The organism is Streptomyces coryli (assembly GCF_011044975.1).
GTDB classification, from domain to species: domain Bacteria; phylum Actinomycetota; class Actinomycetes; order Streptomycetales; family Streptomycetaceae; genus Streptomyces; species Streptomyces coryli.
Map to the genome: position 1 here is coordinate 1 of NZ_JAAKZV010000236.1, position 12,555 is coordinate 12,555.

Sequence of the window (12,555 nt, forward strand, 5' to 3'; positions counted from 1 at the left end):
GCGGGGGACTCCTCCACGTCCTGGGCGGTCTTTTGCGGTTCTTCCGGGGTGGGGTCGTGGCGGGGCAGGGCGAGGAGGACGGAGACCGCGAGCACGATGCCGCCCAGGCGCAGGGCCATCCGCAGCGGGTCGTCGGGCAGCGGCTCGTTGAAGACGATGGTGCCGGCGATGATCGCGTGCAGGCTGTTGGTGGTGGTGCAGACCGGGACGATGAGCGAGGCCCGGCAGCGCTGCAGGGCGGCCTGGGAGAGAACCAGGCCCGCGGCGCCGGTGAAGCACAGCACGTACGGATACGGGGACTGCAGCGCCCGGGTGACGGTGCCGCCCAGGTCGCCCGTGTCGGTCAGGCCCGACAGGCCCTTGATGGTCAGCGAGCTGACCCCGTAGAGGAAGCCGACCGCGATCCCGTACGAGATGCCGGTCGTCGGCGCGCGGTGGCGCCGGCGGCGGCGCTGCTCGGCGACCACGTACAGCCAGACGCCCGCGGCCAGGGACGGGAGGGCGATCTGCAGGAAGTCGACGGTGGGTGCGGACTTGCTGACGTGGTCCGCCTCCTGGTCGAGGGACGCCACGATCATGCCGAGGGAGAGCAGGATCGCGGTGATCCCGATCCACTCGCGGCTGGTGAGACGCTCGCCGAGGATGCGCGAGGAGAGCAGCAGCAGGAGCACCAGGCCGGAGACCAGGATGCCCTGGGCGGCGGCCAGCGGCAGCGTGCCGTACGTGATCATCTGCGCGGCGAAGCCCAGCGCCAGGCAGGCGCAGCCGACCGCCCACAGCGGACTGCGGATGAGCGTGCCGATCATCGCGCCCGGGCGGCGTACCGTCAGCGCCGGGAGCTTGGTCAGGGCTTGCTTCTCGAGGACGAAGCCCGTGCTGATGAACGCGTTCGCGAGCAGTGCCGCGATGACCCCCCACCACATGCCGTCAATCCTCGCGCCGACGGCGGGCGTGCGCCAGGAGTATGGACGCCAGGCTTGGCGCGCGGCAAGCCATCCGGTCGATCGGGCGGAGGGGCTTGGGGACGTCGTGGTACGGGGCGCCGCTGAGGCTGATGTGTTCGAAGCCGGCGGCTTCCAGGAAGCCGCGCAGCGCGCGGGCCGTGTACAGCCGCAGGTGGCCGACGACCTGCTTGCCCGGGCGGCCGTGGATGCCGCGGAGGCTGACCTCCGAGAAGACCGGCTGGGTGCCGGTGAGCAGCAGGGCGCGGTTGTACCAGGCAGCCAGGTTCGGGGTGGAGAGCATGAGATGGCCGCCGGGCTTCAGGACCCGGCGGAGCTCGTCGAGCGCGGCGTCCGGGTCGACGAGGTGCTCGATCACCTCGCTGAAGAGCACGGCGTCGGCGGAGCCGGTGGCCAGGGGGAGGGCCGTGAGCTCGCCGCGTACGACCGTGACGGGGGTGCCTTTCGGTGCGTTCTTCGCCGCCTCGGCGGCCCGGCGGAGCGCGTCGTGGGACCAGTCGACGGCGACGATGCGCTGGGCGCCGGGCCGCTGTGCGTCCAGGACCCGGGCGGCGACGGCGGCGGCGGTGCCGTCACCGCAGCCGACGTCGGCGATGACGGCGGGGCGGGCGCCGGGCGTCGCCGGGCCAAGCGCGCGGGCGAGGATCCCGGCCTGCCGCCGGCTGCGGGGGTCGCCGGAGGCGACCGGGACCTCGGGGTTCTCGTAGAAGTCGCGGAGGGTGGGGCGGAGTTGGGGCTTAGGCTCGGGGACGGATTCGGGTGGAGTGTCCTCGGCGGGCGGGTCGCCTGCGGCGGCCATCGTGCCCGTCACCGGCTGGTCCCCGCGCAGGCGGCCAGGTTCTCCTGGAGGAGTGCTGCCAGGCGGTGCGCCGCGGTCGCGTCGAAGCGGGCCTTCGAGTAGCGCAGCGTCAGGTGCAGCCGGCCCGCCGTCGAGGCGGCGGTGACCGCCAGGCCGCGGGGCATCCGGGACGGGGCCGAGAACCATACGGCCGTGGCCTTGCCCGCGCCGGCGAATTCGAGCGGGTACGGGATGCGGCCGATGTTGCTGAGCAGCGTCGTGGACTTCCACGGGGACGCGGCCCAGCTCAGCGTCCTGGCCAGCACGCCGCGGACGGCGACCGGGGCGATGGGGGTGGTGAGGATCGTGCCCGACAGGCCCATCGGGTGGTCGTTCACATCGGTCTTGAGCGCGTGGGTGCGGGTCATCGTGCGCCGGAGCAGGCGGGCCACCGCCTCCTTGTCCGGCGGGTTCGCGGTGAGCAGCTCGCGGTCCTCGCGCTCCTCAGGGCCGAAGCCGACCTCGGTGAGGCGGGTGCCGTTGCCGATCGGCATCTCGGCGGAGAGCCGGGGGCGGTTGTCGACCGGCATGGTGATCTGCACCGGGCCCGGCGCGTGGCCGTGCTCGGTGTTCCAGCGGGCGGCCATCAGGCAGGTGGCGACCAGGAGTTGATCGTTGACCGTGGCGCCGTCCGGGGTGCGGCGGGGCGCCGGAAGGTCGAGGAGCAGCATGCCGTTGCCGTCGGCGGGGGACCTGGATTCGCCCGCGATACGGACCGGGCGGAAGGGCGCCGAGGGCGCGGCCACCGGGGGCGGAGTGGAGGGCTCGGGGGTGGCCTTGGCCGCGGGTGCGGGGGGCTCCTCGTGCTCGTGGCCGCTGTATATCTCCGCCGCCGTGGACAGCACGCGGAGGAAGGAAGGCCCGTCCATCGCGGTGTGGTTGATCGTGATCATGAGGACCGTACCGCCGCCCTCCGTCTCCACCGCCTCCATCCGGACCGGCGGTGAGGCGTCGAGCGGCGGGCAGTCCGTCATCGTGCGCTCGCGGGCCGCCTCGAGAGCGCCGCGGCCCGCGGGCGTGAACGTCACCGGCTCGATGTCCGGTTCCGCGGTCAGCTCCCAGACGAAGCGGCGGTGCCACCACCGGCTGGGGGTCTGGCGCATGAGGATGCGCGGGTGCCGCGCCATCGCCTCACGAAAGGCCGTACGCAGCTGTTCGTGGTCCAGCCGGCCGGGGAGGTGCACCTCGATGTGCACCGTCTCCGGCTCGCTGGGCTCCAGGCAGTGCAACGAGATCTCGTCCAGCGTGGGGAACGGAACGAGCTCCCGCGAGGGTGCCGGCTGGGGTCGAACTGCGGTCATCGGACTCCGTCTCCGGTTGTCGGCCTGGTGGTCATCGGGCACCGTCCTCGGGCGGCTGGTCCTTCGGCGGGGTGTCCGAGGGGCCCTGGGTGCCCAGCGGCGGGGTGGCCGAGTCCTTGCCGTTGTCGGCCGGCGGGGTGTCGCGGGGTTCCGCCGTGCCGAGTGGTGGGGTCGACGTGTCGTCGTCGCCGCGGCCGCTCAGGGGGATGGGCGGGGTCGGGACGAAGCCGTCGGCCGGCTCGTCCTTCGGTGCCCCCTCCTGAGCTTCCGGGGCGTTCTCGTCGTCGAGGCCCAAGTTGCGGAGCAGCTCCGGGGGTTCGTCGCTGTCACCGCGGTGGCGGCCGAAGACCGTCGTGGGCGGGTCGTCCGGGTCCGGCGCCGCCCCTGACTGGTGCAGCGCGGTCGTCGGATGGTCCGGATCCTGCGCCGGCACGTCCGGCTGCGTCGGTGACTGCGGAGGGAAGCCCGCGTACTGGCCGGGCGCGTACTCGCCGGCCGGCGGCGGCCCCGCCGCGTACCCGCCGGAGGCGCCACCGCCCCCGGGCTGTGCGCCGGCCGCGTAACCACCGGCGGCGTAACCGGCCGCACCGGCACCCGCACCGGCATACGCCGGCCCACCGGGCCCCGGCTCCCCGTACTCGTGCCGGGCCTCGCGACCGGAGTCCCAGCCGCCCACCGACACCAGGGCCGCAGCAAGCGCCAGCAGGGCCAGTGCCTGTGCGAGGCCGCTGTACGCCCCCTCGTCCATGCGGACAGCCTCGCCCGCGCCGACCGCGGCCGCAATACCCGCGCCCGCCATCGCCACCAGGGCGATCGGCGGCAGCAGCCCGGGCCGGGCCCGGGCCAGCAGCGCGAGCGCCGGGACCACCAGCGCGTACGGGCCCGCGATGACCGCGAAGACCAGCGTCAGCACCACCGTGCCCAGCACCCAGCCGATGACCGGCTGCGGCTCCCGCTCGACCTCGAACTCCTCGCGGGCGTTGCGGCGCCCGACGAAGGCCAGCCCGATCAGGCCGAGGATCGCCGCGACCGCGACCCAGAGGCCGATCTGATACCAGGTGGCCGGCTCGTACGACATCTTCACCTGGCCGCCCGAACCCTGCGGCACCAGGAAGCCCTGCTGCCAGCCGTCGAGGCGGACCGGACGGAGCTCCTTGCCGTCGAGCGTGGCCTTCCAGCCGTCGTTGTAGTTCTCGTACGTCGTGAGGTACGAGTTGTCGCCGTCGCCGACCGTCACGCGGCGCTGGTCGCCGGCCCAGTCGGTGGCCTCGACCTTGCGCTGCAGCTCGGAGGGCTTGCCCACCTCGCCGCGGGTCATGGTCAGGTCCGTTACGGCCAGCGGGCCCTCGTCGCCGGACTCCACCCGGTGGTCACCGGCGTCGAGCGTGAGCGGTCCCGCCGTATCGCCGTCGCCGCCGCACACCGTGATGTCGATCGGCCTGTGGTCCACCAGGTCGCCGAGGGTGCCCTTGGCGCTGGTGGACTTGAACTCGCCGTCCACCGAGACCGTCGGGCCCTCGCCGCACTCCAGCTCGAAGGGCTCCTCCGGGTCCGCGACCTTGGAGCGCATGTCGTCCATGCCGGGGATGTAGACCTCGGTGATGCCTACCGGCAGCTGCATGTTGCGGTCGGCGAAGGGGTTGTGGACCTTCAGCGACTCGGACTTGGTGACCTTGATGTCGATCTGGTTGGTGGTCACCGACTCGAAGCGCACCCAGCCGTTCTCGTCGACTCCGGTGGTCACCGCGCCGCCCGGCGTGGTGATCTCGACCTCGGTCGGCCGGGCGGAGATGCCGCCGGCGGCCGCCAGGACCATGGACGAGACCGCCTTGGCCTCGGGCCAACGCAGGTGCAGCGTCGGGTTCTTGCCCGCTATCCAGGCCGTGGTCAGATCGCCGTCGACCAGGTTGCGCGGAGTCAGCGCCGGGCTCATCGTGCTCGTCGACTCCGCGGTGGCGGTGATCTTCTCCTCCGGGGCGTCCGGGTCGACCTTGTCGCGGAGCTCGTCCAGCGCCTGGCCCTGGACCGGGAACGCCTTGCCGGTGATGGCGTAGTCGCCTTCGGTGCCGGTGGTGAACTGGCGGTGCAGGCCCACCTCGGAGGCGGCCGGGTTCAGGCCGCCCGGGTCGCTGCCGCGGTGCAGGGAGACGATCTCGTTGGCCGACTCGCGGTTGGCCTCGGAGTCCGCGGGGAGCTGGAGCATCCGCGTCACCTGGACGTCCGGGATGGTGATCTCGGAGAAGCCGGCGCCGGTGAAGCCCGCGGCCGGTTCCTGGGCGTCGGTGATGGTGACCTTCAGCCACTTCGCCGCGCCCTCAGGGGCCTTGACCACCTGCTGCTGGTCATTGGGCTTGAGGGTGGACTCCACCCGCCCGCGGTCGGTCTCGACGCGGACCCGGGTGGGCCGGGCCCGTACGCCGTCGCCGGGCAGCGGGGTGACCTCCAGGGAGGACGGCAGCGTCTGCTCCTCGTCGAAGTCGACGCGCAGCCACTCGTCCGAGGACTCGTCCGGGTTGCCGCCCGCCCAGCCGGTCGCCGGGTTGCCGTCGAAGGCGTTCACCGGGTCGAACTGGGGCAGGTGGAACAGCCAGTTGCCGGTCGAGGACGCCGACACCTTCGCGGCGCCGCGCAGCGTCGCCGTCGTCTGGTGGGCGGTGCCCTTCTTCGGCAGGATCTGGTTCGGGTTCTCGCCCGCGTCCTGCAGCGACTCAGGGTCGTTCTTCTGGTTCTCGGTGTACGTGTACGAGGTGTTGTTGTTCACCGCGCCGAAGCGGGTGTCGGCGCGGCGCAGGCCGTCGGCCTGGACGCTCAGCGGGGCGTTGGCGCCGGGGGCGTTGTCGCCGGTCAGGACGGCGGGGCGGTTGCGCCAGTCGCCGGAGCCGGACAGCTGCAGCAGCGACTCGGGGCCGCCGCTGATCACCGCGGTGTCGTCGGCGTTCATCGAGCCGACCGGGCCGGGGCTCTCGCTGCCCTTCGGCGGGGCGTAGATCTCCACCGCGCGCTGCTGCGAGTAGATGCCCTGGATCTGGATCGGCGTGCCGTCGGCGATGCGGCCGCCGGTCATCTTGGGGCCGTATCCCTTCACCATGCGGTAGCCGGACTGCTCCAGCGTGCGCTTGACGGTGGACGGCGGCACGTAGCCGGTCTGGTCCGGGTCGAGGTCATTGCGTACGACCACATAGTGCAGTCCCGCGCGGGCCAGGAAGTCGTCCAGGCCCGGGACCTCGCCGCCGGTCATCAGGGCGCGGTCGACGGCGTCCGTGACGCGCTGCGAGCCGGGAGTGCCGAAGGGCACGTAGTCGCGCTGTGCCCAGCGGGAGTCGGCGAGCACGTCGAGCGGCTGGTCGATGGGCTTGCCCCAGGTGTACGTGCCGTGGGCGGTGGCCGGGACGACCATGGCGCGGCTGTCGGGGGAGTACTCCTCCATCCACTTCGCCGTGTCCTGCCAGTACTTGGGCAGCTCCTTGAAGCCGCCCGGCTGGAGGATGTCGCCGTTCACATACGGGAGGAGCAGGCCCGGGAGCACCAGGACGCCGGCCACGACCGGCCACAGCCGGCGGCCGGGGGCGGGGCGGGCGGCGGTGGCGTAGCGGCCGGCCGCCGCGGCGGTGAGGTGCGCGAGGCCGAAGGCCAGGGCGAGGGCCACGCCGGGCTGGAACTTGTAGATGTTGCGGAAGGGCGACAGCCAGCCGTCGAGCCAGACCTGGATGGTCTCGGCGAACGGGGCGCCGAGCGCGCCCGCGTAACCGGCGAGCATGATCAGCACGGACAGCATGACGGTCAGCACCAGCCAGCGGCGCTCCGGCAGATCCCGGCGGGCCAGGCCCGCGAGGCCGATCGCGGCGGCGAAGGCGGAGCCGATGACGGCGAGCCAGGCCGTCGCCATCGTCCAGCCGGCGGGCAGCCAGGCCTCGCCGAAGTTCAGGTACGCCACCCAGTTACCGGCGCCGCGCAGCGACTCGGTCGCGGACATGGTGGCGGTGACGGTGTCGGACTGCTCGATGTACGGCAGGAAGTTCTCGCCGTACGCGCCGAGGAGGATCAGCGGCACCGTCCACCACAGCGTGGCGAGGATCAGCGACGGTATCCACCAGGCGAGCAGCGCGCCACGCCGGCGGCCCGTGCGCGTCAGCACGTACAGCAGCACGGGGAAGAGTGCGGCCAGCGTCGACGCGGCGTTGACCCCGCCCATGAAGGGGATCACCAGCGCAGAACGGACCGCCGCGTGGCGGGGCTTGAGGGCGTAGTCGGCGAGCGGCAGCAGCACCCACGGCAGCACGGCGCCCGGCAGCGCCCCGGCCGAGGTGGAGCCGACGATGATGGTGAAGGTCGGCCACAGCGCGTAGACGATCGCGCCGAAGACCCGGGTGCCGGGGGAGCCGATGCCCAGCCGCTCGGCCAGCCGCAGCGCGCCCCAGAAGGCGGCGGTGACGATGAGCGACAGCCACAGCCGCTCCGCCAGCCAGACCGGGATCTGGAGCAGGTCGGTGAGGCCGTAGTACGGCAGGCTCGGGAAGAGGTAGCCGGCGTACTGGTCGGCTATCCCGCCGAAGCCCGCGCGGTCGTGCCACAGCGAATTGAGATCGCCGATGAACTTCCACGGGTCCGCGGCCACCCCGAGCTTGGTCTCGAAGGTCATCTTCCCGGCGGACGGGACCAGGAAGGCGACCAGCGCGATCAGCCAGAAGCCGAGCAGCCACTTACGGCTGCGCCGCTCGCCCTCGGGGGGCTGTTCCTCGGGACCCGCACCTGGCGGTGAGGAGTGCGGCTGTCCCGGCTGCACCGGGTTGAGGGGAAGGGTGGAGGTCATGGGCACCGCCGGAGAATGAGGAGGAGGTTCCAGGTGGCGAATTCGCGTATGCCGGGTACGCGGACGATCGCTTCGGCGAGGAACGGCCAGTAACGGGAGCGGGCGGAGAGCACCTCGACGTCGTCGCGGGCGCGCACGTGCCTGAGCACCGGGCCGATATGCACGGCGAAGAGGTTCTCGCCGAGGGTGTGCTTGGCCTCGCGGCCGTGCTTGCGCGCGTAGCGCTCGCGGGCGCGGTGGGCGCCGAAGTAGTGCCAGGGGGAGGTCTCGTGACCGCCCCACGGGGAGAGCCAGTTGGTGTACGAGACGTAGATCAGGCCGCCGGGCTTGGTGACCCTGACCATCTCGGAGAGGAAGGTCGTCGGATCGTCGACGTGCTCGAGGACGTTGGACGAGAAGCAGATGTCCGCGCTGCCGTCGGCCAGCGGCAGCAGATAGCCGTCGGCGACGACCGCGCCTGACGGCGGGGCTCCCTCGGCGTGCAGCTCGGCCGTGTCGGGCTCGAAGAGATACGCGTCGCCGCCGCGGCGGCGGAACTCCTCGGTGAAGTGCCCGCTGCCGCCGCCGATGTCGACGATGAGGGAGCCCTTGACGTCGGCGAGCCGCTCGACCTGGTCGACGGCGTCGCGGGCGAGCGTTCCGTAGAAGAGCTCGGGGTCGGACTGCTCCTTGAGGAAGGAGCGGAACAGTGCGATGGATCGCCGTAGAGAGGGGTCGCGGTAGGTGGGCCCGTCGGACACCCGCAGGGCCGCTGCGCGCTCCGCTTTCCCGGCGCCTCGCATGCGCGTCACCGGCCTCTCTGTCGGGTGGACTGCTCGGTGCTCTGGCCATTGACGGCGGCGGCCGCCATCGCTTCGGCGGCGACGGTACGGAAGGAGCGCACGGTCTCGTCCCATCTGAACCGCGCTGCCCGGGTGCGGGCCGCCAGGCCCAGCGCCTCCCGGCGGGACTCGCTCAGGGCCAGCGCACACCAGTGCGCGGCGAAGGCGCTCTCGCCGGAGGCGAGCATCCCGGTGGCGCCGTCCGCGATGGAGTCGCGCAGCCCGGGGATGTCGAAGCCGATCGCCGGGGTGGCACGGGTCGCGGCCTCGGTGACCACCAGGCCCCAGCCCTCGACGAGGGACGGATGCAGCAGCAGCCAGGCCTGGCAGAGCAGCCGGTGCTTGGCTTCCTCCGATACGTGCCCGGCGAACTCGACGCCGGGCCCCGCCATCGCCTCGAGCCGCCCGCGCTCCGGGCCGTCGCCGACGATGACCAGCCGGCCGCCGGTGACCGGGCGGACCCGCTCCCACAGCCGCAGCAGCAGGTCGATGCGCTTGTACTCGACGAGCCGGCCCATGGCGAGGAACAGCGGCTCCTCGGCCTTCGGATGCAGCGGGCCCGGCTCCTCGACGCCGTTGTGCACGACCCGTATCCGGTCCTTGTCGACGCCTATCGCGCGCAGCGCGTCGGCGGTGGACTCGGAGACGGCGACCAGGAGATTGCCGCGGTGCGCGCCGGAGAGCGCCCAGTGCTCGAGGCGGCGGCCGAGGCGGGCCACCGGCTTCGGGTAGCGCATGTGCCACAGGTCGGTGTGCACGTGATTGACCAGGCACACCGACGGGCCGGGGTGCCAGAGCGGGGCGAGGTACGGCATGCCGTTGCAGACCTCGACCAGCAGATCCGTTTCGCCTACCTGACGGGCGAACGCGCGCCGAGCACGCAGGAAGTGCCCCGCGTCGCCGCCCGCCGAGACGACGCGGTAGTCGCGGTACGCGGCCGGACCCCCGCACAGCAGGGTCACCTGGTGGCCGAGTCCGGTCAGCCCCGCGGCCAGCCGGTCGACGAGCAGCTCGGAGCCGCCGGCGGCCGGGTTGCCCAGGTCGCGGCGGGCGAGGAAGGCGATGCGGCGCGGCGCGGCATGCTCTGCCGGCCGTACCGCATCAGCGGTGGGGTGAGGGTGGGTCCTCGACGCCGCCGGGGCGGGCGCGGAGGGTGGTACGTGCTGGGGCATTGGTGCTCCAACTCGTTCTCAGGGTGCGGCGCTTACAGGACTCCTGGTGCGGTGTACAGGTTGTACTGCGGTGCTCGGTGGTCGCTCATGATGCTGCAACGGGCTGCGGAGGGACCCCGTCCGGCGTGAGTTCCTCCTCGTCAGGGCCCTGCCGGCCGCGCAGCACGAGGGCGAGGCCGAAGGCGGTGAGGAGCAGCCCGAGGGGGCCGCCGACGAGCGGCACCGTGGTGCCGACCGCCTTCAGCTGGGCGCTCTCGGTCTTCGCCTGGTCGACCTGGGCGCGCTGGGTCTCCTCGGTGAAGTCGATGCCGGTCTTGCTCTCCAGCAGCACCACCTTGTCGGAGTTGCCACCGGGCTGGCGCAGGGTCTTCCGCGGCGAGATCTTGGCGTAGATGATGCGGCCGGTGCGCTCGTCGGCGACCAGCTCGATACCGGAATTCGAGTAGAACTCGTCGGCGAAGACCTGGCTGCGGTCCGGCATGCCGACGATCGCGCCGGGGACCTGGCGGGTGCCGGTCTTGACCGCCTCGGTGACCTTGCCGGTGAAGCGCAGGCCGGTGTAGCCCTGGATCTTCTTCTTCCCCGAGTACTTCAGCGGGACCGTGTCCTGGAGGGTGTTGTCCCACCACTGGTAGGTCCGCTTCTCGACGTCGAAGGGGAACTTCAGCCCCGCCTCGCCCTGGATCGTGTCCGCGCTGCCGCCGGTCTCCTCGCCGCAGCAGTGGACCGGCAGGTTGGTCTCGCGGTCGATGACCCAGCGCTCGACGGTCCACTGGTACGCCTTGCGCGGGTCCTTGAGCGGCAGCGTCTTCGGGTTGTCGACGGTCGTGGAGGCGTCCAGGACCGCCCGCCCGCTCTTCTCGCTGTCGTGCACGTCGGCCAGCACCCGGCGGGTGATGGTCAGCGTCTGGTTGTCCCGGACCTTCTGGGTGTCCTGGTCGAAGTACTTGCCCTTGCCGGTGTAGTGCGTCGCCTGGTCGATGTCGATCGGGACGAGCTTGACCCGCGGCTGGACGTAGAAGGCCAGCACAGGCGCGAGGACAAGCAGAAATACACCGAGGCCGAGGAGTGCCAGAGCCCAAGGTGAGGTCGAACGGCGCATGCTTGCCCTCCAAGGAGTGGCTCCGGCGGACGGATTATCACTGTGGTGCGCGTTCCAGGCTTTACGGGTCGGTAACGTAGGCGTGTGCTTGACAGGGTGTCAATGGTGCTTTCACACTCTGCACCCATGCAGAACAGACTGGTTGCCGCAGTCGTGACAAGCGTGGTGGCCGCAGCGCTCGCCGTAGGAGCGGGCCTGGGCATCGTCGCCGCGCGGAACGCGACCCCCGAGCAGCCGAACGTGCCGCTCGTGCACTTCAACAACGACTAAGGCGGCCAGGTGGCAGGCGCCGCACCACTTGCCGCCTGGCGGGATGTCCCTCCGTCCCGCATCCGTCAGTTCGCCCAGCTAGCCCGGGACGAGGCCCCCGCGCTCGCCGAGTCGATCCTCGGCGAGGTCTGCCGTACGCATCCGGCGCTGCCGGCCGCGCTCGGTGAGGCCGGGCTCAAACGCGCCCGGAATGCGATCCACCGGGCCGTCGAGCAATTTGTCGACCAGGTGACAAGTAGTCACCAGGCGCCGTCGGTGGCGGAGCGCGAACCGCCCCCGGAATTCAAGGACTTCGGGCGTGCGGCCGGGCTCGCGGGCCGCAGTCTCGACTCGCTGCAGGCGATGTACCGGCAGGGCGTGCGGCTGGCCTGGCGGCGGCATGCCGAGCAGGGCCAGAAGGTGGGCATCCCGCCGCCGGCGATGTACGCGCTGGCGGAGGCGGGCTACGCGTATCTCGACGGCCTGGTCGACGAGACGGTCCGCGGCTACGCGGAGGCGGCGGCGCAGCAGGCGGAAGAACGATTGCGGCTGCAACGCCGCCTGATGGACCTGCTCCTCTCCGACCACCACCCCCTGGACATCAAGGCGCTCGGCGACCGCTCCTCGCGGGTCGGCTGGGCACTGCCCCGGCAGGTCGCGGTGGCGGTGCTGCGCCGCCCGGGCCAGGCCGTGGTGCCGCCCGCGGTGGCATCGGACGTACTCCTGGACATGGACAGCGAACAGCCCCGCCTGGTCGTCCCCGACCCCGGCGCCCCCGGCCGCACCGAAGCCCTCCGCCGCGCCCTGGTCGGCTGGTCGGGCGCCCTCGGCCCCCCGGTCCCACTGGCCGCGGCCTCGACGTCTCTCCGCTGGGCGACCACGGCGGTCGCCCTGATGGCCCGCGGCCTCCTCCCCGACGGCGAGGTCCTGCACTGCACCGAACACACCGAGGCCCTCCTGCTCCTCCCACACCCGGAACTCCTCGACGACCTGGCCGCCCGCCGCCTGGCCCCCTTGGCCGGCTGCGGCCCGGTCCACGCCCGCCGCCTCTCCCAAACCCTCCTCGCGTGGCTGGAGTCTCGAGGCGGCAGCGCCCCCGACATAGCCGCCCGCCTGGGTGTACACCCGCAAACCGTCCGCTACCGCCTGCGCCAGATCCGCGAACTGTGGGGCGAGGTCATCGACGACCCGGAGAGCCGCTTCGAACTGGAGCTGGTGCTGCGGGCGCGGCGGTTGAGGGGTGAACTCGCGGGGAGGTAGGGGGAGTTGATGCGGTTGGATGATGGGCTGTCTCTTACAC

The 12,555-nt window shown here is 72.2% G+C and carries 9 protein-coding genes; 2 read left to right on the forward strand and 7 right to left on the reverse strand.

The window, feature by feature from the left end; translation table 11 throughout:
* The 7 genes from G5C51_RS33740 to pgfA form a co-directional block, all read right to left on the reverse strand.
* Window positions 1-923: DMT family transporter (locus tag G5C51_RS33740; protein ID WP_165243172.1), on the reverse strand; the 923-nt coding region annotated here is incomplete at its 3' end.
* Between the two features lie 4 nt (window positions 924-927).
* Window positions 928-1,761: a class I SAM-dependent methyltransferase gene (locus G5C51_RS33745; RefSeq protein ID WP_165243186.1), complete on the reverse strand. Its 834-nt coding sequence runs from the start codon at window positions 1,759-1,761 to the stop codon at window positions 928-930.
* A gap of 8 nt (window positions 1,762-1,769) precedes the next feature.
* The gene (locus G5C51_RS33750; RefSeq protein ID WP_165243174.1) at window positions 1,770-3,101 is read right to left on the reverse strand and encodes a condensation protein; all 1,332 of its coding nucleotides are present in this window, start codon (window positions 3,099-3,101) and stop codon (window positions 1,770-1,772) included.
* 31 nt (window positions 3,102-3,132) lie between these two features.
* The gene (locus tag G5C51_RS33755) at window positions 3,133-7,911 is read right to left on the reverse strand and encodes an alpha-(1->3)-arabinofuranosyltransferase domain-containing protein (RefSeq protein WP_165243176.1); all 4,779 of its coding nucleotides are present in this window, start codon (window positions 7,909-7,911) and stop codon (window positions 3,133-3,135) included.
* Window positions 7,908-8,693 (reverse strand): class I SAM-dependent methyltransferase, encoded by a 786-nt coding sequence (locus G5C51_RS33760; protein ID WP_165243188.1) that lies wholly within the window; start codon window positions 8,691-8,693, stop codon window positions 7,908-7,910. The genes G5C51_RS33755 and G5C51_RS33760 overlap by 4 nt, the downstream gene beginning before the upstream one ends.
* Window positions 8,694-8,698: 5 nt before the next feature.
* Entirely contained in the window at window positions 8,699-9,904 is a 1,206-nt protein-coding gene (locus G5C51_RS33765) for a glycosyltransferase family 4 protein (protein ID WP_165243178.1), read from the reverse strand.
* Window positions 9,905-9,989: 85 nt separating this feature from the next.
* Window positions 9,990-11,006 (reverse strand): cell envelope lipid trafficking protein PgfA, encoded by a 1,017-nt coding sequence (gene pgfA / locus G5C51_RS33770; protein WP_165243180.1) that lies wholly within the window; start codon window positions 11,004-11,006, stop codon window positions 9,990-9,992.
* A 126-nt stretch (window positions 11,007-11,132) separates the two neighbouring features.
* On the opposite strand from pgfA, the gene G5C51_RS33775 reads away from it, so the two are divergent.
* Both G5C51_RS33775 and G5C51_RS33780 read left to right on the forward strand, forming a co-directional pair.
* Entirely contained in the window at window positions 11,133-11,276 is a 144-nt protein-coding gene (locus tag G5C51_RS33775; RefSeq protein WP_165243182.1) for a hypothetical protein, read from the forward strand.
* A gap of 9 nt (window positions 11,277-11,285) precedes the next feature.
* Entirely contained in the window at window positions 11,286-12,515 is a 1,230-nt protein-coding gene (locus G5C51_RS33780) for a PucR-like N-terminal domain-containing protein (RefSeq protein ID WP_165243184.1), read from the forward strand.
* Window positions 12,516-12,555: the final 40 nt, after the last annotated feature.

What these genes read in the sequence shown, in the direction of transcription:
- pgfA (WP_165243180.1), bottom strand. Translation starts at nt 11,006, where the DNA reads ATGCGCCGTTCGACCTCACCTTGGGCTCTGGCACTCCTCGGCCTCGGT.
- G5C51_RS33745 (WP_165243186.1), bottom strand. Translation starts at nt 1,761, where the DNA reads ATGGCCGCCGCAGGCGACCCGCCCGCCGAGGACACTCCACCCGAATCC.
- G5C51_RS33755 (WP_165243176.1), bottom strand. Translation starts at nt 7,911, where the DNA reads ATGACCTCCACCCTTCCCCTCAACCCGGTGCAGCCGGGACAGCCGCAC.
- G5C51_RS33765 (WP_165243178.1), bottom strand. Translation starts at nt 9,904, where the DNA reads ATGCCCCAGCACGTACCACCCTCCGCGCCCGCCCCGGCGGCGTCGAGG.
- G5C51_RS33760 (WP_165243188.1), bottom strand. Translation starts at nt 8,693, where the DNA reads ATGCGAGGCGCCGGGAAAGCGGAGCGCGCAGCGGCCCTGCGGGTGTCC.
- G5C51_RS33775 (WP_165243182.1), top strand. Translation starts at nt 11,133, where the DNA reads ATGCAGAACAGACTGGTTGCCGCAGTCGTGACAAGCGTGGTGGCCGCA.
- G5C51_RS33750 (WP_165243174.1), bottom strand. Translation starts at nt 3,101, where the DNA reads ATGACCGCAGTTCGACCCCAGCCGGCACCCTCGCGGGAGCTCGTTCCG.